Source organism: Delftia sp. 60 (assembly GCF_002754395.1).
Classification (GTDB): Bacteria; Pseudomonadota; Gammaproteobacteria; order Burkholderiales; family Burkholderiaceae_C; genus Comamonas; species Comamonas acidovorans.
Window position 1 is genome coordinate 1,893,265 of record NZ_PEFD01000001.1, and the last position, 22,381, is coordinate 1,915,645.

Genomic DNA, 22,381 nt, shown 5'->3' on the forward strand with positions numbered 1-22,381 from the left:
GGGAAAGGCGTGGTGCCTGTTTTCAGCGTCAGCGGCTGCGCAGCCGGCGCACGTAGCGGTCGCCCAGGACCTGGACCACGGTGACCAGCGCGATCAGCACGGCAATCACCAGCAGCATCACCTGGGTGTCGAAGCGCTGGTAGCCGTAGCGGATGGCCAGGTCGCCCAGGCCGCCCGCGCCCACGGCGCCGGCCATGGCCGAGGAGCTGATCAGCGCCACCAGGGTGATGGTGAAGCCGCCCACGATGCCGGGCAGGGCCTCGGGCAGGTAGACGTGGCGCACGATGTCCCACTTGCGGCAGCCCATGGCCTGGGCGGCTTCGATGAGGCCGGGATCGACCTCGCGCAGGCTGACCTCGACGATGCGCGCGAAGAACGGCGTGGCGCTGATGGCCAGCGGCACGATGGCCGCCCACACGCCGATGGTGGTGCCCGTCACCAGCCGCGTGAACGGGATCAGCGCCACCAGCAGCACGATGAAGGGCGTGGCACGGAAGCCGTTGATCACGCTGCCCAGCGCGCGGTGCGTGCGCGGCGAGGCGAGGAAGCCGCCGGGCGCGGTGACGATGAGCAGCACCGCCAGCGGAATGCCCGCCGCCAGCGCGATGCCGCCCGAGACGCCGACCATCATCAGCGTGTCGGCCAGCGCGTTGCCGTAGCGCTCAATGGGAATGGACAGATTCAGCGACATATCCGAGATCCTTGATGTCATGCGCAATGGCCGCCGGGCCCTGCGTCAATGTGTGCCAGTCATGCGCGGCCGTGCCGCCGCCCAGCGCGATCAGCAGCTGCCCCTGGGCATGGCCCTGGATGCGGTCCACGCCGCCATGCAGCAGGCGCACCCGGCCGCCCAGGGCCTGGGCGATGCGCGGGAAGTCGGGCTCCAGCCCGTCCTCGCCGCGGTAGGTCAGCTGCAGGATGCGTTCGTGGCGGCCTGCGGGCGCGGTGCTCAGCAGGCGCTGGCGCAGGTCGTCGGGCAGGCCGTGCTGCAGCGGTGCCAGCAGGGCGCGCGTGGCCGGGTGCTGCGGGTTGCCGAAGACCTTCCAGACCTCGCCCAGCTCGGCGATGCGGCCCTGCTCCAGCACCAGCACGCGGTCGGCGATCTCGCGGATCACGCTCATCTCGTGCGTGATCAGGATGATGGTGATGCCCAGCTTGCGGTTGATGGTGCGCAGCAGCTCCAGGATGGACTGCGTGGTCTCTGGGTCCAGGGCCGAGGTGGCCTCGTCGCACAGCAGGATCTCGGGGTCGGTGGCCAGGGCGCGGGCAATGCCCACGCGCTGCTTTTGCCCGCCCGACAGCCGGCTCGGATAGGTGCCAGCCTTCTCCTGCAGGCCCACCAGGGCCAGCAGCTCATTGACCCGCGCATTGATGCGTGCGCGCGGCAGGCCCGCCACCTGCAGGGGCAGGGCCACGTTGTCATGCACCGTCTTGGCCGACAGCAGGTTGAAGTGCTGGAAGATCATGCCGATGCGCCGGCGCAGCTGCACCAGCTGCGATTCGTCCAGCGTGCCGATGTCCACGCCATCGACCCGCACCTGGCCGCTGCTGGGCTGCTCCAGCCGGTTGATGGTGCGCAGCAGGCTGGACTTGCCCGCGCCGCTGCGCCCGATGATGCCGAAGATGCTGCCCGGCGCGATCTCCAGGCTGATCGCGTCCAGCGCCTGTACGGGCCCTGCCGAAGACTGGTAGGTCTTGGCTACGCCGCTGAAGGCCACGGCGCCGGGTCCACGGATGGATTCCCGCGTGGTGCCGGCCGCTGCCGATGAGCGCCTGCCCGCGTCATGGGCCGGCCTGTCCGCCAGGGGCTGCCTGGCTGCAATGCTGGTTGACATGGCTGAAGTCCTCCCCGTGCCGCTCAGGGCTTGACCCAGGCCAGGTTGTACAGGCGCTTGTCGTTGGAGAAGGCTCGCTGGGCCTCGGCCTTCACCGCATCGGAGTTCTGGTAGATGCGGATGAACTTCTGCACCACGGGGTCCTGCGTGCGGCTGGCCTTGACCACGAACTGGATGGAAAAGCGCGCATCCTCGATGCCCGAATACGCAAGCCCGCTGGACGGATCGAAGGCCTTGGCCGCCACGATGAAGTGCGGGTAGCCCTGGGCGATGTCCACGTCGCCCGTGATGCGCACCAGCTGCGGCCCCTCGACCTCGACGAAGCTGAGCTTCTTGGGGTTCTCGACGATGTCGTCCAGGCTGCCCAGGTAGCCCACGCCGGGCTTGAGCTTGATCAGCCCCACCTTCTGCAGCAAGAGCAGGCCGCGCCCCTGGTTCACGGGGTCGTTGGCAATGCCCACCTTGCCGCCCTGCGGCACCTGGGCGATGGCCTTGTGCTTGAGCGAGTACAGGCCCACGTTGGCCAGGATGCCCGTGCCCGCGCTGGCCAGCTTGTAGCCGTTCTTCTGGATGGCGTTGTCCAGGAAGGGCTGGTGCTGGAAGTAGTTGATGTCCAGGTCGCCCGAGTCCACGGCCACGTTGGGCGTGGTCCAGTCGGTGAACTCCACCACCTGCACATCGATGCCCTGGGCCTTGGCCTCCTTGGCAGCCACGGCCACCGAGTCGGCGTAGGCGCCGGGCACCACGCCGATGCGCAGCTTGTCGGCAGCGTGGGCGGAGAACAGGGCCAGGGCGGCCAGCGGGGCGATCAGGGCACGGGAAAGCTTCATCGGGATCTCCGGAAAAAAGGTTCGAAAAAGGCAAGAAGGGGCCGCGTCACGGCTTGCGCCACGGCAGGCTGTACAGCCTGTCGTTGGCGGCGAATGACTTGTGGATCTGCGCCTGCACGGCGCCCGAGGTCTGGTAGATGCGCACGAACTGCGCAATGCGCGGGTCCCGGGCGTTGTCCTGGCGCGAGACGAAGCGGATGGCGTAGTACAGGTCGTCAATGCCCGAATACAGCAGCGCATTGCCGGCCACCTGCGGCCGCCCGGCGTTGACGAAGTGGGCCGGGTAGCCCTGGGCCAGGTCCACATCGTCCAGCGCGCGCACCAGCTGCGGCCCTTCGATCTCGACAAAGCGCAGCCTGCGCGGGTTGGACACGATGTCGTCCAGCCCCGCGCGCGGGCCCTTGCCTTCGCGCAGCTGGATCAGGCCGGCCTTCTCCAGCAGCAGCAGGCCGCGCCCCTGGTTGACGGGGTCGTTTGCCACGCCCACGCGCGCTCCCTCCTTCAGGTCGGCAAAGCGCTGGGTCTTGAGCGAGTACAGGCCGATGTTGGGCAGCAGGCCCGTGGCCACGCTGGTGAAGGCATAGCCGCGCTCGCGGATGGCGTTGTCCAGGAAGGCCTGGTGCTGGAAGTAGTTGAGGTCGATGTCGCCGGCCGCCAGCGCCGTGTTGGGCGTGGTCCAGTCGGTGAACTCGATGACCTGCACGTCCAGCCCCTGGGCGCGCGCCTCCTTGGCGGCGACCTCCACGGAGTCGGCCAGCGAGCCGGGCGTGACGCCTATCTTCAGCGCGGCGGCCGCCGCAAGGCCGGGCAGCGCCAGCGTGGCGGCGAGCGACCAGAGCAATGTGTTTCTGCGCGTGGGCAAGGCGTGGTTCCTCCAGCTCGGCCAGGCCCGGCGCCGGCGCCCACATGGCGCCTGCCGGCATGGCCTCTGAAGGCATTGCAACACCCGGCCCCGGCGCGCACCACGACGGAATTCACATTTCCTTATAGCGAGCCATGCGCGGCGCAAGGCATTGATCGCAAAGGAAATTTTGCACAGGCAAGATTGAGCTTATGCCCGCGCGAAATATGGCACCGTGCCGGCTGCGCAGGCTTGCGGCAGCCAGGGCGGCCTGCCGCGCTCCCAGGATCAAGCGCCCTGCTGCGCCTTCATCCTCGTCCAGGCCTTGAAGAGGATGGACTGCAGGCTGGCACGCTCGTCCTCGTCCAGGTAGTCGACCAGGGACTCGCACATGCGCCAGAAGGCCGGCAGCGCGCGGGCCAGCACCTCGCGGCCCTGGTCGGTGAGCGCCAGGTCGAAGCTGCGGCGGTCTTCCTGGCTGAGGCTGCGCGCCAGCAGCGAGCGCTTTTCCAGCCAGTCCAGCAGGCCCGTCACCGACGAGCGCGTCACGCCGACGTAGCTGGCGATATAGGACGGCGTGACCACCGTGTCGCCCAGCAGCCCGCGCTCGGCCAGGCCGAAGATCATGAGCACGTCGAGCTTGCTCTCGGACAGGCCGAACGCCTGCAGCGATGCGTTGGCGCGCTGCTCCACATCGTCGGCCAGCCACAGCAGCAGCAGGCCCAGGCCGGCGGCCGGCGTGTCGGTGCCGGGCTGCGCGGTCTCGGCCATCAGGGCCAGGTGCGGGCGCAGCGCTTCGGGGGCGTTGGCGAGGGGGGTGGAATCGGGGGCCGGTGCGGCAGCGGTCTTGCGCGGACTCATGGGAGTGGATGGAAGCGGGTGAAACCGGGTTGAAGGCGGGTTGAAGCCGGGAGAAGAAAAGGCGGTTGATTTTACGGCTTTCATATATTACGCTTTGTGTATAGTACGTTAAGCGTATTATTTGGCGGCACACAAATCTGCAAGGACATCCCATGCCCATCAAAGTTCTGGAACTCCACCATGTCGGGTTCGGCGTCAACCACGCCCAGGCCGACGCCATGCTCGACTTCTACCGCGAAGTGCTGAACCTGCCCCAGGACGCCGCGCGCTGGAAGATCCCCGGCATCTACGGCTCCTGGATCAACCTGCCCAACGGCAGCCAGTTGCACATCCTCGGCAGCGAGGGGCCGTCGCGCTATGCGCAGGGCCCGGGCAGGGACCCCGTGTCCAACCACATCGCGCTGGCCGTGGACGACATCCTCGGCGCCGAGCAGGAGCTGCAGGCGCGCGGCGTCGATTACTTCACGCTGGACAACGTGGCATCGCCCAGCCTCAAGCAGCTGTTCCTGCGCGACCCGGCCGGCAACCTGGTGGAACTGCACCAGTCCAATGCGCGCGCCCCGGGCATCGCCCAGGCCGAGCAGGACGCGGCGCGCGCCGGCAACGAGTGACGCGACGCCCTCCCTTTTTCCCTTCCCCTACGGATTCCCATGTACTTTGAAATGCAATCGCTCAACAGCGAGCAGCGCAGCAACATCCTTCACTCCCTGGTTCTGCCCCGTCCCATCGCCTGGATCAGCTCGGTGGACGGGGACGGCACGGTCAACGTCGCGCCGTTTTCCTTCTTCAACGCCATGTCGGGCGATCCGCCGCTGCTGTGCGTGTGCATAGGCTCGCGCCAGGGCGTGCTCAAGGACACGGCGCGCAACATCGCGGCCACGGGCGAGTTCGTGGTGAACCTGGTGTCCGAGCCGCTGGCGCGCCGCATGGCGGTGACGGCCATAGAGTTCGGCGCGCAGGTGGACGAGTCTGCGCAGGCCGGCCTGGTCCTGGGCGATGCACGGCGCGTCAAGGCCCCGCGCATCGTGGACAGCCCTGCTTCATTCGAGTGCCGCGTGCGCCAGCTCATCGATATCGACGGCGTGCGCAGCCTGGTGCTGGCCGACGTGCTGGCCGCCCATGTCATGGACGCGGCCGTGGTCGATGGCGAGCTCATGTACTTCGACCCCGCGCCCATGGAGCTGATCGCGCGGTTGCAGAACCCCGGCTGGTATGGCCGCGTGGGCGATGCCTTCCAGATGCCCACGCCCTCGGTGGCGCAGTGGGATGCCATGCAGCGCCAGGGCGTGTCCGACAGCTACCTGGCCTGGGCCGACGATGGCGCCGCCGCGCGCTGAAGGGCCGTCCATGCTTGCGCAACACACCATAGACAGCCTGGCGGCCGAGCTGCACGCCAGCGAAAAAAGCCGGGTGCAGGTCCGGCACTTTTCCCGCCGCCATCCGGACATGACGGTGCAGGATGGCTACGCCATCTCGCGCGCCTGGATGCGGCTCAAGCGCGCCGAGGGCCGCACGGTCAGGGGCCACAAGATCGGCCTGACCTCGCGTGCCATGCAGCAGGCCGTGCAGATCACCGAGCCGGACTACGGCACCCTGCTGAACGACATGTTCTTCGAGCCCGGCGGCGACATTCCCTTTGCGCGCTTCATCGCTCCGCGCGTGGAGGTGGAGCTGGCCTTCGTGCTGGGCCGCACGCTCAAGGGGCCGGGCGTCACCCTGTGCGATGTGCTGGCCGCCACCGACTGGGTGGTGCCCGCCGTGGAAATCATCGACGCCCGCATCGAGCAAAAGGACCGCGATACCCAGGCCATGCGCACGGTGCGCGACACCATCGCCGACAACGCGGCCAATGCCGGCATCGTCATGGGCGGGCGGCCCGTGCGCCCCGACGCGGTGGACCTGCGCTGGGTGTCGGCGCTGCTGCAGCGCAACGGCGTGATCGAGGAGTCCGGCGTGGCGGCCGCCGTGCTCAACCATCCGGCCACGGGCGTGGCCTGGCTGGCCAACCGGCTCGCGCAATGGGATGAGCAGCTGGACGCAGGCCAGGTGGTGCTGGCAGGCTCGTTCACGCGGCCCGTCACGGCCCAGGCCGGTGACAGCTTCCATGTGGACTACGGGCCGCTGGGCTCCATTGCCTGGCGCTTTGCCTGAGCTTCGTTCGCAGTGCGGCGATGGTGTCGCCTGCGGCACAGTCCGCAGGCCCGGCGCGTCGCCGACAATGCAGCGGCGCCGCCCGCCACCGGTGCGCGGGCGGCGGCTGCAACACATGCACTACAGGATGGACAAGCAATGGAGATGAAGAACGCAAAGACGGCCGTGGTCACGGGCGGAGGAACCGGCGTGGGCAAGGCCGTGGCGCTGGCCCTGGCGGGCGCTGGCTACCAGGTGGTGGTGGCGGGCCGCCGCCAGGCGCTGCTGGATGAGACCTGCGCCGAGGCCCAGGCAAAGTACGGCGCGGGCGAGCGCATGCTGGGCATTGCCACCGATGTCAGCGACCCGGCTGCCGTGGAGCAGCTGTTCGCGCGCACGGTGCAGCGCTTCGGTCGCGTGGATCTGCTGTTCAACAATGCCGGCCGGGGCAATCCGCCCGGCTCCTTCCTGGACTGGACGCCCGAGCAGTGGCGCGAGGTGGTCGATGTCAACCTCAACGGCATGTTCTATTGCCTGCAGCAGGCGTTCCGCACCATGCGCGACCAGTCGCCGCGCGGCGGCCGCATCATCAACAACGGCTCCATCTCCGCGCATGCGCCGCGCCCCAATTCCAGCGCCTACACGGCCACCAAGCATGCCGTCATGGGCCTGACCAAGACCGCAGCGCTCGACGGCCGTGCCTACGACATCGCCGTGGGCCAGATCGATATCGGCAATGCCATGACCGAGCTGGCATCGCGCATGGCCAAGGGCGTGCCCCAGGCCAATGGCGAGATCGCGGTGGAGCCGCTGATCGACGCGGATGTGGTGGGCCAGTCCGTGCTCTACATGGCCAGCCTGCCGCTGGAGGCCAATGTGCTGTTCCACACGGTGATGGCGACCAAGATGCCCTTCGTGGGCCGGGGCTGAACCGGCAAAGTCAGGTCTTCAGGCCTGCACGCGGCGGCTCGCCGTCTCGGACGGGAGCTCGCCGAAGCGGCTGCGGTACTGGGCCGCGAAGTGGCCCAGGTGCAGGAAGCCGTATTTCTGCGCCACGTCGCGCACGCCGGAGCCGGCTGCGACGCCCGGGCCCTTGGCTGCCTGGAGTTCGGCGCGCACCCGGTCCAGCCGCAGCTGGCGCAGGAAATCCATGGGCCCCATGCCTGCGTGCTGGCGGAAGGCGGCCTGCAGCGTGCGCGCGCTGCAGCCGGCCTCGCGACAGACATCGGCCAGCGACAGGGGCTGGTCGGCATGGGCCTGCATGTACTCCTGGGCCTTGCGCACGCCGCGCGGCAGCAGGCTGCGCCGGCTGTCCCCGGCCAGTGCGCGGCTGTGGCTGTGCGTGGCCGACATCAGCAGGCTGGTCAGCAGGTATTCCTCCGCATGCTGGGCCAGTGCCTGCGTGGCCTGCAGGGCGTTGCCCGCATCCAGCGTGTGCCGCAGGCAGTCGATGAAATGCACCAGCGGTGCCAGCGCCGGCTGGTCCAGCGGCACGCCCAGATCGAACACCAGGGGCCGGCCTGCGGGCGCCTGCAGCAGCGCCTCCAGCCGCGCCACCAGGGCCGGGCGGGCCATGCGCACGATCAGGTGCGGGCTGTCGTCGGCCCAGCGCATGGACAGCGGCTCGGTCGGCGAGGGCAGGGAGGCCAGGCGCGGCGTGGCATCCACCTGCTGCGCGCCGCAGCGGATCTCGGCACTGCCGCGCAGGGGAATCTGCAGCAGGAAGAAGTCCCGCAGGTAGCCGGGCTCGATGTGCACGCCGGGGCCGTACTGCACATAGTTCAGGCTGACGTTGCGGGAAAGCGGCGCGCTGTGGTGGCAGGCGTCCAGCTCGGCGCGCGGGCGCAGCATGCCCAGGCCATGCGGACAGAAGACGCGCGCCACGCTTTCGCGGGCCTCGTCCATGTCGTGGCTCTCGAAAAGCCGGTAGCGCTGCAGCGGCAGCGGTGTGTGCATGGCGTGTTCCATAGGCTGGGCAGAACGTAGCAAAAACCACCCGCTCCCACAATTCGGACCATTCCCCGGGAGCCAATTTCTGCGCGCCAGGGACAGCGCCTGCGCTTGCCGGATGCCTGCGCGGCCCGGCCCCCCGTAACGTGTGCTGCACAGGCCAGCCCGGCCTGGCATCCACACGGGAGAACAAGCGTCATGTTCAAGGGACTCGAAGGCAAAAGCGCCATCGTCACCGGCGGCTCCACCCTGATAGGCGCCGGCGTGGTGCGTGCGCTGCACGCGGCCGGCGTGAAGGTGGTCATTGCCGACATCGATGCCGACAACGGCCAGGTGCTGGCCGATGCGCTGGGCGAGGGCGCGCTTTTCGTGCGCACCGACATCACCGACGACGCCCAGGTCGCTGCCTGCGTTCAGCAGGCATGCAGCCGGCACGGCGGCGTGCACATCCTGGTCAACCTGGCCTGCTCGTATGTAGACGAAGGCCTGCAGTCGTCGCGTGCCGACTGGCTGGCCTCGTTCAACGTGAACGTGGCCAGCGCCGTGGCCATGCTGCAGGCCGTGCACCCGCACATGGTGGCCGCCGGTGGCGGGGCCGTGGTGAATTTCACCAGCATCTCTTCGGAAGCGGCGCAGACGGGGCGCTGGCTCTACCCGGCCAGCAAGGCGGCCATGAAGCAGCTCACGCGCAGCATGGCCATGGACCTGGCGGCCGATGGCATCCGCGTCAACAGCGTCTGCCCGGGCTGGACCTGGTCGGCGGTGATGGACCGGCTCAGTGGCGGCGACCGCGCCAAGACCGACCGCGTGGCCGCGCCCTTTCACCTGCTGGGCCGCGTGGGCGATCCGCACGAGGTGGCGCAGGTGGTGCTGTTCCTGTGCTCGGACCATGCCAGCTTCGTGACGGGGGCCGACTACGCGGTGGACGGCGGCTACGGCGCCATGGGGCCCGAGCGCGCCGTGGCCGCCATTCCCCAATTGATGGACTAGTACGCAGTACGGACACGGAGCCGCAAGGAGACAGCCATGAAGAAAATCGCCATCGTCGGAGCCGGCCAGTCGGGCCTGCAACTGGGCCTGGGCCTGCTGGCCGCGGGCCATCAGGTCACGATACTGAGCAACCGCACGGCGCAGGACATCGCCCAGGGCCGGGTCATGTCCAGCCAGTGCATGTTCGACAGCGCGCTGCAGATAGAGCGTGGCCTGGGCCTGGACCACTGGTCGCGCGAATGCCCGGTGGTCGAGGGCATCGGCCTGTGCGTGCCACACCCTGGGCAGCACGGCGGGAAAGCGGCCGGCAAGGCCATCGACTGGGCCGCGCGTCTGAACGCGGGCGCGCAGTCCGTGGACCAGCGCCTGAAGATCCCCGCATGGATGGACGACTTCCGCCGCCAGGGCGGCGAGCTGGTGCTCAAGGACGCGGGCATCGCCGAGCTGGAGGAATGCACGCGCAGCCATGACCTGACCCTGGTCGCCAGCGGCAAGGGCGAGATATCGAGGCTGTTCGAGCGCGATGCCCACCGCTCGCGCTTCGACCAGCCCCAGCGCGCGCTGGCGCTGACCTATGTGACGGGCATGAAGCCGCGCGAGCCGTTCTCCGCCGTGTCCTTCAACCTGCTGCCGGGCGTGGGCGAGTATTTCGTGTTCCCGGCGCTGACGACCACGGGGCCCTGCGAGATCATGGTGTTCGAGGGCGTGCCCGGCGGCCCCATGGACTGCTGGGGCGATGTGAAGACACCGGAGCAGCACCTGGAGCGCAGTCGCTGGATCCTCGACACCTTCGTGCCCTGGGAGGCCGAGCGCTGCCGCGACATTGCGCTGACCGATGACAACGGTATCCTCGCGGGCCGCTTCGCCCCCACGGTGCGCAAGCCCGTGGCCACGCTGCCGTCGGGGCGCAAAGTGCTGGGCATGGGCGACGTGGTGGTGCTCAACGACCCCATCACAGGGCAGGGCTCCAACAACGCGGCCAAGTGCGCCGACACCTATCTGCGCAGCATCCTGGCGCGCGGCCATGGCGACGGCAATGGCGACGGCAATGGTGCCTTCGACGCCGCCTGGATGCAGCAGACCTTCGACCGCTACTGGTTCGGCTATGCGCAATGGGTCACGCAGTGGACCAACATGCTGCTGGCGCCACCGCCACCCCATGTGCTCAAGCTGCTGGCCAGCGCGGGCACGCTGGCACCGCTGGCCAGCGCCTTTGCCAACGGCTTCGATGACCCGCGCACCTTCTTCCCCTGGTTCGCGGACGCGGGCGAGGCGGACCACTACATCGACAGCTGCGCGGCCATCGCCGCCATGGCAGCCGTCCCCGCCTAGCCGCAGAGGCCGCCATGAGCACATGCGACACCCCGGCCGCCGCCCCGGCCTGCTCCTTCGATCCGCGCGAGCTGCGCAAGGCCTTCGGCCAGTTCACCACGGGCGTGACCGTCATCACCACGCGCGCGCCGGACGGGCGGCGCGTGGGCATGACGGCCAACTCGTTCTCCTCGGTCTCGCTGGACCCGCCGCTGGTGCTGTGGAGCCTGGCGCGCCAGGCGCCCAGCGTCTGCGATTTCCAGGGCGCCAGCCATTTCGCCATCCACGTGCTGGCTGCGGGCCAGCACCTTCTGTCGCGGCGCTTTTCCACGCCGCAGCAAGACAAGTTCGGCGGCCTGGACTGCGCGGAAGGCCCGGCCGGCGTGCCCCTGATCGATGGCGTGCTGGCCCGCTTCGTCTGCCGCAACGTCCGGCAATACGATGGCGGCGACCACCTCATCTTCATCGGCCAGGTCGAGCGCTGCGAACGCTTCGACGGCGAGCCCCTGGCCTTTCACGCGGGCTACTATCAGGTGACGGTGCGGCACCCCGAATGCGTATGACGGGCCATGAAAAAAGCGGCACCGCAGCTTTCCCCACCCTTTGAAACGGAGACAACCCCATGCAGCAGAAAGAACCCCCGGCCAGCCGCCATGTGCGCATCAACGCGCTGGACGGCAGCGGCAGCTTCAACGCCTATCTGGCCGTGCCGGCCTCGGGCAGCGGCCCCGGCCTGGTGCTGGCGCAGGAGATCTTCGGCGTCAACGCCACCATGCGCGAGGTGGCCGACTACTACGCCGAAGAAGGCTACGTGGTGCTGGTGCCCGACCTGTTCTGGCGCCAGCAGCCCGATGTGGAGCTGGGCTACACACCGGCGGACTGGGAGCGCGCCTTCGGCTTCTACAAGGGATTCGACGAGGCCCTGGGCGTGCAGGACATCCAGGCCTGCCTGAACGCCTTGCGCCAGCGCCCCGAGGTCACGGACGGCAAGGCCGGCGTGCTGGGCTTTTGCCTGGGCGGCAAGCTGGCCTACCTGGCCGCCTGCCGCACCGATGCCGATGCGGTGGTCGGCTACTACGGTGTGGGCATCGAGGCGGCGCTGGACGAGGCCGAGCGCATCCGCTGCCCGCTCACCCTGCATGTGGCCGAGCTCGACGCCTTCTGCCCGCCCGAGGCGCGCCAGCGCATCGTCCAGGCGCTGGGCGGGCGCCCCGGCGTGGCCGTGCATGTCTATCCAGGCGTGGACCATGCCTTCGCGCGCAAGGGCGGCGATCACTTCCACCGCGCCTCGGCCCTGATGGCGCACGAGCGCAGCATTGCCACGCTCAAGTCCGCCATCGGCCCGCATTTCGACCTGGCCGCGCTGTGGGACAAGCACTGCGAGTACGAGTTCGCCACGCGCAACGTGGACGACACCATGGCCACCATGGTGGCCGAGCCCTATGTGAACCACATCCCCACCATGACCGGCGGCGTGGGCTTCAGCAACCTGCACGCCTTCTACACGAACCACTTCGTCAACAGCAATCCGCCCGACACGTCGCTGACGCCGATTTCACGCACCGTGGGGGCCTCGCAGGTGGTGGACGAGATGCTGTTCTGCTTCACGCACACCACCGAGATCCCGTGGATGCTGCCCGGCGTGCGGCCCACGGGGCGGCGCGTGGAGATCCCGCTGCTGGCCGTGGTCAAGTTCCGGGGCGACAAGCTCTACCACGAGCACATCTACTGGGACCAGGCCAGCGTGCTGGTGCAGGTGGGCCTGCTGGACCCGGCGCTGCTGCCCGTGGCGGGCGTGGAGACGGCCCGCAAGCTGCTGGACGAGACACTGCCCTCCAACGAACTGCTCAAGCGTTGAGCGCGGCGCGGGCGCACGGGTTTCACCCTGCGCCTGCGGGCGGCCTGCAGGCCGCCAGGGCTCTCAGGGTTGCCACCAATGTTGATATGTCAACATTGGTGGATCATGCGGCCATCGCAATCGCAATCGCAATCGCAATCGCAATCGCAATCGCAATCGCCGTCGCCGCCCGGTTCCCTCCGCCCAATGCCCCGCCCACGCACATCCACGATCCCTGCCGCCGATGCCGCCACCGGCCCTGCACCGGACACGCAGGTCTGCAGCCAGACGCTGGCGCTGGAGGACTTCATCACCTTCCGCCTGGGCGCACTGTCCAATGCGCTGCAGACCCAGGTGACGCGCCACTACATCGCGCCGGCATCGCCCGTGGGGCTGACCGAGTGGCGGCTCATGGGCCAGATCCAGCGCCATGGCGAGCTGCATGCCAGCGCGCTGTCGCGCCTGAGCCTGATGGACAAGGCCCAGATCAGCCGCGCGCTGCAGCCGCTGATCGACCGGGGCTGGGTGCTTCGCCGCGCCGATCCACAGCACGCGCGGCGCCACCTGCTGCAGCTGAGCGAGGCAGGGCAGGCGCTCTTCGACGAGGTGCTGTCCCGCGCACGCCCCTACCAGGCGGCCCTGCTCAATGCGCTGACGGCCGATGAGCGCGCCATGCTGGACCGCATCCTGGACAAGCTGGGCCGTGCTTCCCAGGCGCTGGACCAGGGGCTGGATGCCTGATTTCCCCACGACCCACCTCAGAACCCACACCATGAATTGCTCCATGCACCCTGATGAGCGGGCCGCCCGCATCGAACTGGCCGCCTGCTACCGCGTCTTTGCCATGCTGGGCTGGGACGAACTGATCTACAACCACATCACGGTGCGCCTGCCCGACAGCGTGACGGGCGGTGAAAAGCAGTTCCTGATCAACCCCTTCGGCCTGCACTACGAAGAGGTCACGGCCAGCAACCTGGTACGCATCAATGTGCGCGGCGAGGTGCTGGACGGCTCGCGGCATCCGGTGAATCCGGCCGGCTTCGTCGTGCATGCGGCCATCCACGACGGACTGCCGGGCGCGCACTGCGTGATGCACACGCACACCACCTCGGGCATGGGCGTGGCCTGCCTGGAGCAGGGCCTGTCGCAAAGCAACTTCTACAGCGCCCAGCTGCACGGCATGGTGGCCTACCACGACTTCGAGGGCATCACCATCCATGCCGACGAAGGGCCGCGCCTGCTGGCCAGCATCGGCCGCCGCAAGGCCGTGATCCTGCGCAACCATGGCCTGCTCAGCTGGGGCAGCGACCTGCCCCAGGCCTTCGTGGTGCTGTGGACGCTGCAGCGCGCCTGCGACGTGCAGATGGCCACCCTGTCCATGGGCGCGCCGCGCATGGTCTCCGACGCCATGGCCCGGCGCTGCAACGAGGACTCGCTGACCTTCAACGCCAGCCACGGCGGTGCCCGCGATGTGTTCGACCACCTGGTGCGCCGCGTGAACCGGCGCGACAGCAGCTATCTCGATCTTTGAACCCGGAGCTTCCCGCGCATGACCATGGAACAGACAAGCATTTCATTCGACAAGGCCTGCATCTTCGGCGCCGGTGCCATCGGCGGCTGGATGGGCGCGGCCCTGGCCCGCGCCGGCTGCCAGCTCAGCGCCGTGGCGCGCGGCGCTGCACTGCAGGCCCTGCGCACCCAGGGCCTGACCCTGGTGCACGGCGAGCAGCGCGAGCACTTCGCGCTGCGCGCCGAACAGGACCCGGCCGCCCTGGGCGTGCAGGACCTGGTCATCATCTCCGTCAAGGCGCCGGGCATGCCCGATGTGGCCGAGCGCATCGCCCCGCTGATCGGCCCGCAGACCGTGGTGCTCACGGCCATGAACGGCGTGCCCTGGTGGTTTCTGCAAGGCGGTGTCGATGCCAGCGTGCGCGGCAAGCAGCTGAAAGCCGTGGACCCTGAAGGCCGCATTGCCCAAGCCATCCCGCTGGGCCAGGTGCTGGGCTCCGTGGTCCATGCCAGCTGCTCCAACGATGCGCCCGGCGTGGTGCGCCGGCACTTCGGCAACAGCCTGATCCTGGGCGAGCCCCTGGCCACAGGGCCCGGCCAGCCGCCCACGCCGCGCCTGGCGGCACTGGCCCAACTGCTGCAGCGCGGCGGCATCGAGGCCAAGGTCTCCGACAACATCCAGCGCGACGCCTGGTACAAGCTCTGGGGCAACATGACCGTCAACCCCGTCAGCGCGCTGACGGGTGCCACCTCGGACCGCATCCTGGGCGACGACCTGGTGCGCGGCCTGATCACGCGCGTGATGCTGGAGGCCAAGGAAATCGGCACGCGCATCGGCCTGCCCATCAACGAATCGCCCGAAGACCGCCATGCGGTCACGCTCAAGCTGGGCGCCTTCAAGACCTCCATGCTGCAGGACGTGGAAGCGGGCAAGCCCGTGGAACTCGACGCCCTGGTGGGCGCGGTGCGCGAAATGGGCCAGCTGTGCGGCGTGGACACGCCCTTCACGGATGCGCTGCTGGGCCTGGCGCGGCTGCAGGCACGGCAAAAGGGGCTGATGGCCTGACGCCGCAAGGGCCCGTACCGGCCTGCAGCGCGCAACCGTAGACTACGCCCCCATGACTTCCGCCAAGAACCCCGCCTCGTCCTGGTCCACGCTGTGCGTGGTGGCCACCACCGTCCCCAGCGCCGAGGAGGCCGCCCATCTGGCGCGCAGCCTGGTGCAGCAGCAGGCTGCGGCCTGCGTGCAGGTGGAGGCCATCACCTCGCACTATGTGTGGGAGGGCGAGATGCACGCCACGCCCGAGTGGCGGCTGGTCTGCAAGACCCTGCCCGACGTGCTGGAGCGCCTGGCCCGGCTGCTGCGCGCCGGGCACAGCTACAGCGTGCCGCAGATCACCATGCGCACCGAGCGCTGCATGGCCGACTATGCGCAGTGGCTGCGCTCCCAGGTCTCGACCCGGGACGTGGCGGACGCTGCAGACATGGCCGCCGCGCCCCGCATCACTGCGGCGTGACGTTGGCGGCCTTGATCACGGGCACCCAGGTCGCTGTCTCCTTGCGGATCAGCTCGCCGAAGGCGCTGCCCGTGACCACCCAGGGCTCGATCCCCTGCAGGTCCAGCTGCCTGACCACGGCCGGCGTGTTGAAGATCTCCTTAATATCCTTTTCCAGCTGCCTGAGCACGGCCGGCGGCGTCTTCTTTGGCGCCATCACGCCGTACCAGGACGAGATGGCAATGCCTGGCACGCCCGCCTGGGCCAGCGTGGGCACCTCGGGCAGGTACTTGCTGCGGGCCGGGTCGGTCACGGCCAGCGCACGCAGCTTGCCCGACTGCACATGCGGCAGCAGCGCGGGCACATTGCCCACGATCATTGGCACCGTGCCGCCCAGCACATCGTTGAGGCCGGGCGCCGTGCCCTTGTAGGCCACGTGCAGGATGTCGGCGCCGGTCTGCTGCTTGAACAGCTCGCCGGCCAGATGCAGGCTGGAGCCCACGCCGGGCGAGGCATAGCTGATGGTGGCCGGCCTGGCCTTGGACAGGGCCACCAGCTCCTGCACCGTTTTGGCGGGCACGCCAGGGTGCACGGCGATCACATTGGCCGCCTTGGCCAGCGAGGCCACGGGCGCAAAGTCCGCCTCCACGCTGTAGCCGGGCCTGGCCAGCAGCGTGGGATTGATGGTCAGGTTGCCCTGGGGCACGACCAGCAGCGTATGGCCGTCCGGCGCGGCACGCTTGACCATGTCGATGCCGATATTGCCGTTGGCCCCGGGCTTGTTCTCCACCACCGAGGTCTGCTTGTAGCGCTCGGCCAATCCCGTGGACAGCAGGCGGGCCAGCGCATCGACCGGGCCGCCGGGCGGAAAGGGCGCGACGATGGTGAAAGGCTTGGCGGCCAGCTGCTGCTGCGCGGCGGCATCCTGGGCCAGGGCGCTCTGGCATGCGGCTGCGGCCAGCAGGGCGGCAGCGCCGAGCAAGGTGGGGGCTTTCATGGGGAACTCCGGGGAACAAGGCAAGGCAGGTACAAGCAAAAGAAATGCCTGAAGGTCATTGATTGTTTCTTGTATAAAACAACGTTCTTCTTATAAATCAATGCAAAGCATAAAACCTGCGGCTTGATTCGAATCAAGGGAAAACCCTTGCCTGCATGCCTGCGCCTTCGATGCGCTCGCATGCCCATGAAAAAAGGAGCGCAGCGCGCTCCTTCGGGTGGTGGTGTGCCGGGTGGCCTCAGGACAGCAGCGCCTGCGCGAATTCCCGGGCGTTGAAGGTTTCCAGGTCCTCGACCTTTTCGCCCACGCCGATGAAGTACACGGGGATCGGCCGTTCCTGGGCAATGGCAGCCAGCACGCCGCCCTTGGCCGTGCCGTCGAGTTTGGTGACGATCAGGCCCGTGAGCTGCAGCGCATCGTCGAAGGCGCGCACCTGGGCCAGCGCGTTCTGGCCGGTGTTGCCGTCGATGACCAGCAGCACCTCGTGCGGTGCCGTGGCGTCGGCCTTGCTGACCACGCGGCGGATCTTGCGCAGCTCTTCCATCAGGTGCAGTTGGGTGGGCAGGCGGCCTGCCGTGTCCACCAGCACCACATCCTTCTTGCGCGCGCGGCCGGCGGTGACGGCGTCAAAGCTCACGGCCGCGGGATCGCCCCCTTCCTGGCTGACGATCTCCACCGTGTTGCGGTTGGCCCAGACGCCAAGCTGCTCGCGCGCGGCGGCGCGGAAGGTGTCGGCGGCGGCCAGCAGCACGCTCTGGCCTTCGTCGGCCAGGTGACGGGTCAGCTTGCCGATGGAGGTGGTCTTGCCCGCGCCGTTGACGCCAGCCACCATGATCACGGTGGGCTGGTGCTCGCCGATGACCAGCGGCTTCTGCAGGGGGCGCAGCAGGTCGGCCAGGGCATCGGCCAGCAGCGCCTTGACGGCGGCGGGGTCGGTGGCCTTGGCCTCCTTGACGCGGCGGCGCAGGTCGGCGAGCAGGTGCTCGGTGGCCTTGACGCCGGTGTCGGCCATCAGCAGGGCGTCTTCCAGTTCCTCGTACAGCGCATCGTTGATCTGCGTGCCCGTGAAGACCGTGGCAATGCTGCTGCCGGTCTTGCGCAGGCCGGTCTTGAGGCGCTGCATCCAGTTCTGGCGGCTGGCACCCTCGGCCTCGGGCTTGGCCGTGGGCTCGGGCGCGGCAATGAAGTCCGCAGGCGCGATGGTGGACGCGGGTGCAGCAGCTGGGGCAGGCGGGGTCTCGGGGGGCGCGGCATCGCCCTTGCCGCCGCCAAAGGGCTTGCGCCACCAGGCACTGCCGGTGTCGGCGGCCGGGGCTGCTGGTGCGGCCGGTGGCAGGGCAGGGGGGCTGTCCTGCGGTGGGGTTGCGGGAATGCCGGCCTTTTCAGGCGCGGCGCTGCTGTCCGTCGGGGAAATCTCGGCGGCGGAGGGGGTGGGCTTTTTCTTGAAAAAACTGAACATCGGCAGGTTCTTAGAATCACAGCATTCTATGAAACATGCACTCACCCTCCTGGGCTTAATGGCCTGCATGGGCACCGGGGCTGCTTTGGCAGCCCCGGATGCATCCTCTTCCATCCCTTCATCGCTGCTGCAGACGGTGGCCAGCCAGGCCGCCGGCGGCACGCGCACCGCCACTTCGGCACAGCAATTCACCTTGAAGAACGGCATGCAGCTCATCGTGCAGCCCGACCGGCGCGCGCCCACGGCCGTGCACATGGTCTGGGTGCGCGTGGGCTCCGTGGACGAGGTCGATGGCACCTCGGGCGTGGCCCACGCGCTCGAGCACATGATGTTCAAGGGATCGCGCAAGGTGGCTCCCGGCGAGTTCTCGCGCCGCGTGGCCGCGCTGGGCGGCCAGGAAAACGCCTTCACCAGCCGCGACTACACGGGCTACTACCAGCAGATTCCGTCCAGCCGCCTGGAAGACGTGATGAAGCTCGAATCCGACCGCTTCGCCAACAACCACTGGCCCGACAGCGAGTTCAAGAAAGAGATCGAGGTCATCAAGGAAGAGCGCCGCATGCGCACCGAGGACCAGCCGCGCGCCGTGCTCATGGAGCAGCTGATGGCGGCGACCTTCGTGGCCTCGCCCTACCACCGCCCCGTGATCGGCTGGATGAGCGACCTGGACGCGCTGACGCCCGGCGACGTGCGCGACTTCCACGGCCGCTGGTATGTGCCCGGCAATGCCACCATCGTCATTGCCGGCGATGTGGACGTGGCCAAGGTCCGCGCCTGGGCCGAGAAGTACTACGGCAGCATTCCCGCACGCGCCCTGCCGGTGCGCAAGCCGCGCACCGAGCCCGCGCAGATCGGCATCCGCCGCATCGAGGTCAAGCAGCCGGCCGAGCAGGCCCTGGTGGCCCTGGCCTTCCGCGCGCCCTCGCTGACGCGCGTCAGCGATCTGCAGGCCGACGACCGGGATGCGCTGGCGCTGCTGGTTCTGTCGGCCGTGCTGGACGGCTATGACGGCGCCCGCCTGGAGCGCGCCCTGGTGCAGGGCGAAGGCCGCGTGGCCGACGGCGCGGGCAGCTCCATGTCCCTCATGGGCCGTGGCCCCGGCCTGTTCATGCTGACGGGCGTGCCCGCCACGGGCAAGACTGCCGCCGAGGTCGAGGCCGCGTTGCGCGCCGAAGTGGCCAAGGTCGCCAAGGATGGCGTGGAGCCCGCCGAGCTGGAGCGCGTGAAGACGCAGTGGATGGCCTCCAATGTCTACGAGCGCGATTCGGTCATGGGCCAGGCCCAGAGCCTGGGCAATTACTGGATACAGGGCATGCCGCTGGATGCGGAAGACCAACTGCTGACCCAGCTGCGCACCATCACGCCCGATGACGTCAAGCGTGTGGCTGCCAAGTACTTTGGCGATGACCAGCTCACGGTGGGCACCCTGGTGCCGCAACCGCTGCCCGAAGGCGGCAAGCCCCGTCGCCCCGATGCGGGTGCCGGCATCGGCGGACCCCTGCATTGATGCCCCCGAAGCACGCTGGAGTGAAGATGAAGAACATGAAAAAAATGGTGGCCAGCACGGTGCTGGCAGGCGTGGGCCTGGGCTTTGGTGCCACGTCCGCATGGGCGCTGCTGCCCATCCAGCACTGGACCCAGCCCAGCGGGGCGCAGGTCTGGCTGGTGGACAGCCCGGGCATTCCCATGGTCGATGTGCAGATGGACTTCGATGCCGGCAGCCGGCGCGATCCCGCCAACCAGGTCGGCCTGGCCAGCGCCGTGGCGCTGATGGCCTCCAAGGGCGTGACCGCCCAGGGCGATGCGCCTGCGCTGGACGAGAACGGCCTGGGCCAGGCCTGGGCCGATCTGGGCGCCAGCTTTGGCGCCCAGGCGGGCCGCGACAGCTTCAGCTACGGGCTGCGCTCCCTGACCGAGCCTGCGCTGCTGCAGCGCGCCGTGGCGCTGGCGGCGCGCCAGATCGCCAACCCCAGCTGGCCGCAGGACGTGTGGCTGCGCGAGCGTGAGCGCTGGACTGCGGCCATCAAGGAATCGGACACGCGTCCCGGCACGGTGGCCGGCAAGGCCCTGAGCCAGGGCGTGTTCGGCACGCATCCCTACGGCGCACGCGCCACGGGCGAGAGCCTCGCGCACATCGACCTGTCCGACATGCAGTCCTTCCACCGTCGCCTGATCGCGGCCTGCCGCGCCAAGGTCAGCATCGTCGGTGCCGTCAGCCGCGAGCAGGCGGACCAGCTGGTGCAGCAACTGCTGGCTCCGCTGCAGGCGGCGCAGGGCCAGGACGCCAGTGCCTGCGCGCCCCTGCCTGACGTGCCCAAGGTGCAGGCGCTCAAGGCGCCAGTCAACGAGGACATCCCCTTCGCCTCGGCCCAGGCGCAGGTGCTGATCGCCCAGCCCGGCATTGCACGCAACAGCCCGGACTTCATGGCCGTGCTGGTGGGCAATCACATCCTGGGTGGCGGCGGCTTCACCTCGCGGCTGACCGAGGAAGTGCGCGAAAAGCGCGGCCTGAGCTACAGCGTCTACAGCGATTTCTCGCCGGGTCTGGACGCAGGCGCCTTCACGATCGCCCTGCAGACGCGCCCCGACCAGGCAGCCGAGGCCCTGAAGGTGTCGCAGGACACGCTGCGCCGCTTCGTGGCCGAAGGCCCGACCGAGAAGGAGCTCAAGGCCGCAAAGGACAACCTGATCGGCGGCTTTGCGCTGCGCATCGACAGCAACCGCAAGCTGCTGGGCAATGTGTCCAACATCGCCTGGAACGGCTTGCCGCTGGACTACCTGGAGCACTGGACCGAGCGCGTGCAGGCGCTCACCGTGCGTGATGTGCGCGAGGCCATGCAGCGCATGCTGCAGCCCGAGCGCATGGTGACCGTCGTCGTGGGAGGCAAACAATGAGCCGCAACAGCATCAAAATTCATACCCCTGCCGGCAAGCGCTGGCTGGAAAAGGCCACGGCCGAGGCCGCAGCACCCAAGGCAGCTGCCGCAGCGCCTGCTGCCGCCAAGGCGAAAGCCGGACGGCCGGCGCCGGTGGGCGCAGGCGAGGTCCGCATCATCGGCGGCCAATGGCGCCGCACGCGGCTGCCCGTGGCGCAGCACCCGGGCCTGCGGCCCACGCCGGATCGCGTGCGCGAGACCCTGTTCAACTGGCTGGGCCAGGATCTGACGGGGTGGCATTGCCTGGATGCCTTCGCGGGCACGGGCGCGCTGGGCTTCGAGGCCGCATCGCGCGGCGCGACCAATGTGCTGATGAACGAGCAGGACGCCACCCTGGTCCAGCAGTTGCAGCGCCTGCGCGAGCGCCTGGACGCCCAGTCCGTGCGCGTGCTGCGCGGCGATGGCATCGGCTGCCTGCGCCAGGTGGCGCCGGGCACGCTGGACCTGGTGCTGATCGATCCGCCCTTCGACCATGCCGATCTGTTCGAGCCTGCGCTGAAGGCCGCCGCGCAGGCGGTGTCCGCCACGGGCTATGTCTATCTGGAGGCGCCCCAGGCCTGGACCGAGGAGCAACTGGCCGAGGCCGGTGGCCTGCAGCTGTTTCGCCATCTGAAGGCGGGCGCCGTTCACGCCCATCTGCTGCGCAAGGCACCGCAGGACGAGTAAAGGGCGCTGTGGCGGCCGCGTTCCCTGGCAGGAGCGCGGCTGTCGCACAGCCGACCGGCCATGCTGCAGCGCAATGCATAATGCGCCATCCGTGCCGGACAGGGCACGCGCAGCCAATGAAAGCGACCGCCATGAGCCACGACGTGATTGCCGTCTATCCCGGAACTTTCGATCCGATCACGCTGGGTCACGAAGACGTGGTGCGCCGCGCGACCCAGCTGTTCAGCCACGTCATCGTCGCCGTGGCGGCGGGCCACCACAAGAAGACCATGTTCAATCTTGAGGAGCGCATGCAGATGGTGCGCGAGGCCGTGTCCATCTATCCCCATGTCCAGGTCGAGAGCTTTCATGGCCTGCTGCGCGACTTCGTGGTCGAGCGCGGCGGCAAGGCCATGGTGCGCGGCCTGCGTGCGGTCACCGACTTCGACTACGAGTTCCAGCTCGCCGGCATGAACCGCACGCTGATGCCCGAGGTGGAGACCGTCTTCCTCACGCCCAGCGACCGCTACCAGTTCATCAGCAGCACCTTCGTGCGCGAGATCGCCACGCTGGATGGCGAGATCGACAAGTTCGTCTCTCCCAGCGTGCGTACCCGCCTTCTGCAGAAGGTGCAGGCCAATCGTGGGTCGTGATCGCACCACCTGATCGCACGACTTGATCCCGCTTCCTGATGCCCTGACCGCCTGGCTGTCCTGAGGCCCGGCAAGGGCGGCCAGGACCCTCTCGCAGTTCC

The 22,381-nt window shown here is 68.7% G+C and carries 24 protein-coding genes; 16 read left to right on the forward strand and 8 right to left on the reverse strand.

Translation table 11 applies throughout. From position 1 onward, the window contains the following. Window positions 1–28: 28 nt before the first annotated feature. The 5 genes from CLV01_RS08505 to CLV01_RS08525 all read right to left on the reverse strand — a co-directional run bounded on the left by CLV01_RS08505 (window position 29) and on the right by CLV01_RS08525 (window position 4,367). Window positions 29–691 carry a methionine ABC transporter permease gene (locus tag CLV01_RS08505; protein ID WP_012203707.1) on the reverse strand — a complete coding sequence of 221 codons (663 nt, stop codon included), beginning with the start codon at window positions 689–691 and terminating at the stop codon, window positions 29–31. After that, window positions 663–1,835, reverse strand: a complete 1,173-nt coding sequence (locus CLV01_RS08510; RefSeq protein WP_099734540.1) for a methionine ABC transporter ATP-binding protein — start codon at window positions 1,833–1,835, stop codon at window positions 663–665. Before CLV01_RS08510 ends, CLV01_RS08505 begins: the two co-directional genes overlap by 29 nt. A gap of 23 nt (window positions 1,836–1,858) precedes the next feature. After that, window positions 1,859–2,665, reverse strand: coding sequence for a MetQ/NlpA family ABC transporter substrate-binding protein (locus tag CLV01_RS08515; protein WP_099734539.1), 807 nt, complete (start codon window positions 2,663–2,665; stop codon window positions 1,859–1,861). Between the two features lie 46 nt (window positions 2,666–2,711). Then, window positions 2,712–3,527, reverse strand: coding sequence for a MetQ/NlpA family ABC transporter substrate-binding protein (locus CLV01_RS08520; protein ID WP_016449091.1), 816 nt, complete (start codon window positions 3,525–3,527; stop codon window positions 2,712–2,714). A gap of 267 nt (window positions 3,528–3,794) precedes the next feature. Beyond that, window positions 3,795–4,367: a MarR family winged helix-turn-helix transcriptional regulator gene (locus tag CLV01_RS08525; RefSeq protein WP_099734538.1), complete on the reverse strand. Its 573-nt coding sequence runs from the start codon at window positions 4,365–4,367 to the stop codon at window positions 3,795–3,797. Window positions 4,368–4,519: 152 nt separating this feature from the next. Between CLV01_RS08525 and CLV01_RS08530 the strand changes: the two genes are divergently transcribed. From CLV01_RS08530 to CLV01_RS08545, 4 genes are all read left to right on the forward strand, one after another. Continuing rightward, a complete protein-coding gene (locus CLV01_RS08530) occupies window positions 4,520–4,978 on the forward strand; it encodes a VOC family protein (RefSeq protein WP_013803950.1) in 459 nt (152 codons plus the stop codon). Between the two features lie 39 nt (window positions 4,979–5,017). Then, window positions 5,018–5,704 (forward strand): flavin reductase family protein, encoded by a 687-nt coding sequence (locus CLV01_RS08535; RefSeq protein ID WP_016454131.1) that lies wholly within the window; start codon window positions 5,018–5,020, stop codon window positions 5,702–5,704. A gap of 10 nt (window positions 5,705–5,714) precedes the next feature. Continuing rightward, complete coding sequence (gene hpaH / locus CLV01_RS08540; RefSeq protein WP_099735197.1) at window positions 5,715–6,518, forward strand: 2-oxo-hept-4-ene-1,7-dioate hydratase; 804 nt, start codon at window positions 5,715–5,717, stop codon at window positions 6,516–6,518. A gap of 138 nt (window positions 6,519–6,656) precedes the next feature. Further along, entirely contained in the window at window positions 6,657–7,427 is a 771-nt protein-coding gene (locus tag CLV01_RS08545) for an SDR family oxidoreductase (protein WP_012203715.1), read from the forward strand. 18 nt (window positions 7,428–7,445) lie between these two features. On the opposite strand, the gene CLV01_RS08550 is transcribed toward CLV01_RS08545, so the two are convergent. Then, the gene (locus CLV01_RS08550; RefSeq protein WP_016454133.1) at window positions 7,446–8,453 is read right to left on the reverse strand and encodes an AraC family transcriptional regulator; all 1,008 of its coding nucleotides are present in this window, start codon (window positions 8,451–8,453) and stop codon (window positions 7,446–7,448) included. Window positions 8,454–8,645: 192 nt separating this feature from the next. Between CLV01_RS08550 and CLV01_RS08555 the strand changes: the two genes are divergently transcribed. The 8 genes from CLV01_RS08555 (at window position 8,646) to cutA (ending at window position 15,611) form a co-directional block, all read left to right on the forward strand. Beyond that, on the forward strand, window positions 8,646–9,437 hold the full coding sequence (locus CLV01_RS08555) for an SDR family oxidoreductase (protein WP_099734537.1): 792 nt from the start codon (window positions 8,646–8,648) through the stop codon (window positions 9,435–9,437). A gap of 36 nt (window positions 9,438–9,473) precedes the next feature. Continuing rightward, window positions 9,474–10,769 carry a styrene monooxygenase/indole monooxygenase family protein gene (locus CLV01_RS08560; RefSeq protein WP_099734536.1) on the forward strand — a complete coding sequence of 432 codons (1,296 nt, stop codon included), beginning with the start codon at window positions 9,474–9,476 and terminating at the stop codon, window positions 10,767–10,769. A 14-nt stretch (window positions 10,770–10,783) separates the two neighbouring features. Continuing rightward, window positions 10,784–11,311: a flavin reductase family protein gene (locus CLV01_RS08565; protein WP_043824614.1), complete on the forward strand. Its 528-nt coding sequence runs from the start codon at window positions 10,784–10,786 to the stop codon at window positions 11,309–11,311. A 59-nt stretch (window positions 11,312–11,370) separates the two neighbouring features. Then, the gene (locus CLV01_RS08570; RefSeq protein WP_016449084.1) at window positions 11,371–12,606 is read left to right on the forward strand and encodes a dienelactone hydrolase family protein; all 1,236 of its coding nucleotides are present in this window, start codon (window positions 11,371–11,373) and stop codon (window positions 12,604–12,606) included. 186 nt (window positions 12,607–12,792) lie between these two features. Then, the gene (locus tag CLV01_RS08575) at window positions 12,793–13,326 is read left to right on the forward strand and encodes a MarR family winged helix-turn-helix transcriptional regulator (protein WP_013803942.1); all 534 of its coding nucleotides are present in this window, start codon (window positions 12,793–12,795) and stop codon (window positions 13,324–13,326) included. Between the two features lie 31 nt (window positions 13,327–13,357). Beyond that, entirely contained in the window at window positions 13,358–14,116 is a 759-nt protein-coding gene (locus CLV01_RS08580; protein ID WP_099734535.1) for a class II aldolase/adducin family protein, read from the forward strand. A gap of 18 nt (window positions 14,117–14,134) precedes the next feature. After that, window positions 14,135–15,160 (forward strand): 2-dehydropantoate 2-reductase, encoded by a 1,026-nt coding sequence (locus CLV01_RS08585; protein ID WP_099734534.1) that lies wholly within the window; start codon window positions 14,135–14,137, stop codon window positions 15,158–15,160. A 52-nt stretch (window positions 15,161–15,212) separates the two neighbouring features. Next, the gene (gene cutA / locus CLV01_RS08590) at window positions 15,213–15,611 is read left to right on the forward strand and encodes a divalent-cation tolerance protein CutA (protein ID WP_099734533.1); all 399 of its coding nucleotides are present in this window, start codon (window positions 15,213–15,215) and stop codon (window positions 15,609–15,611) included. On the opposite strand, the gene CLV01_RS08595 is transcribed toward cutA, so the two are convergent. Continuing rightward, window positions 15,598–16,587, reverse strand: a complete 990-nt coding sequence (locus CLV01_RS08595; RefSeq protein ID WP_099734532.1) for a Bug family tripartite tricarboxylate transporter substrate binding protein — start codon at window positions 16,585–16,587, stop codon at window positions 15,598–15,600. The two genes, cutA and CLV01_RS08595, sit on opposite strands and share 14 nt — an antisense overlap. A 238-nt stretch (window positions 16,588–16,825) precedes the next feature. After that, entirely contained in the window at window positions 16,826–18,046 is a 1,221-nt protein-coding gene (ftsY, locus tag CLV01_RS08600; protein ID WP_099734531.1) for a signal recognition particle-docking protein FtsY, read from the reverse strand. A 28-nt stretch (window positions 18,047–18,074) separates the two neighbouring features. Between ftsY and CLV01_RS08605 the strand changes: the two genes are divergently transcribed. The 4 genes from CLV01_RS08605 (at window position 18,075) to coaD (ending at window position 22,280) form a co-directional block, all read left to right on the forward strand. After that, complete coding sequence (locus CLV01_RS08605; RefSeq protein WP_013803936.1) at window positions 18,075–19,553, forward strand: M16 family metallopeptidase; 1,479 nt, start codon at window positions 18,075–18,077, stop codon at window positions 19,551–19,553. A 26-nt stretch (window positions 19,554–19,579) separates the two neighbouring features. Continuing rightward, on the forward strand, window positions 19,580–20,941 hold the full coding sequence (locus CLV01_RS08610; RefSeq protein WP_099734530.1) for a M16 family metallopeptidase: 1,362 nt from the start codon (window positions 19,580–19,582) through the stop codon (window positions 20,939–20,941). Further along, window positions 20,938–21,648: a 16S rRNA (guanine(966)-N(2))-methyltransferase RsmD gene (rsmD, locus tag CLV01_RS08615; RefSeq protein ID WP_012203729.1), complete on the forward strand. Its 711-nt coding sequence runs from the start codon at window positions 20,938–20,940 to the stop codon at window positions 21,646–21,648. The genes CLV01_RS08610 and rsmD overlap by 4 nt, the downstream gene beginning before the upstream one ends. Window positions 21,649–21,779: 131 nt before the next feature. After that, window positions 21,780–22,280: a pantetheine-phosphate adenylyltransferase gene (gene coaD / locus CLV01_RS08620; RefSeq protein WP_013803934.1), complete on the forward strand. Its 501-nt coding sequence runs from the start codon at window positions 21,780–21,782 to the stop codon at window positions 22,278–22,280. The last annotated feature ends 101 nt before the right edge of the window (window positions 22,281–22,381 follow it).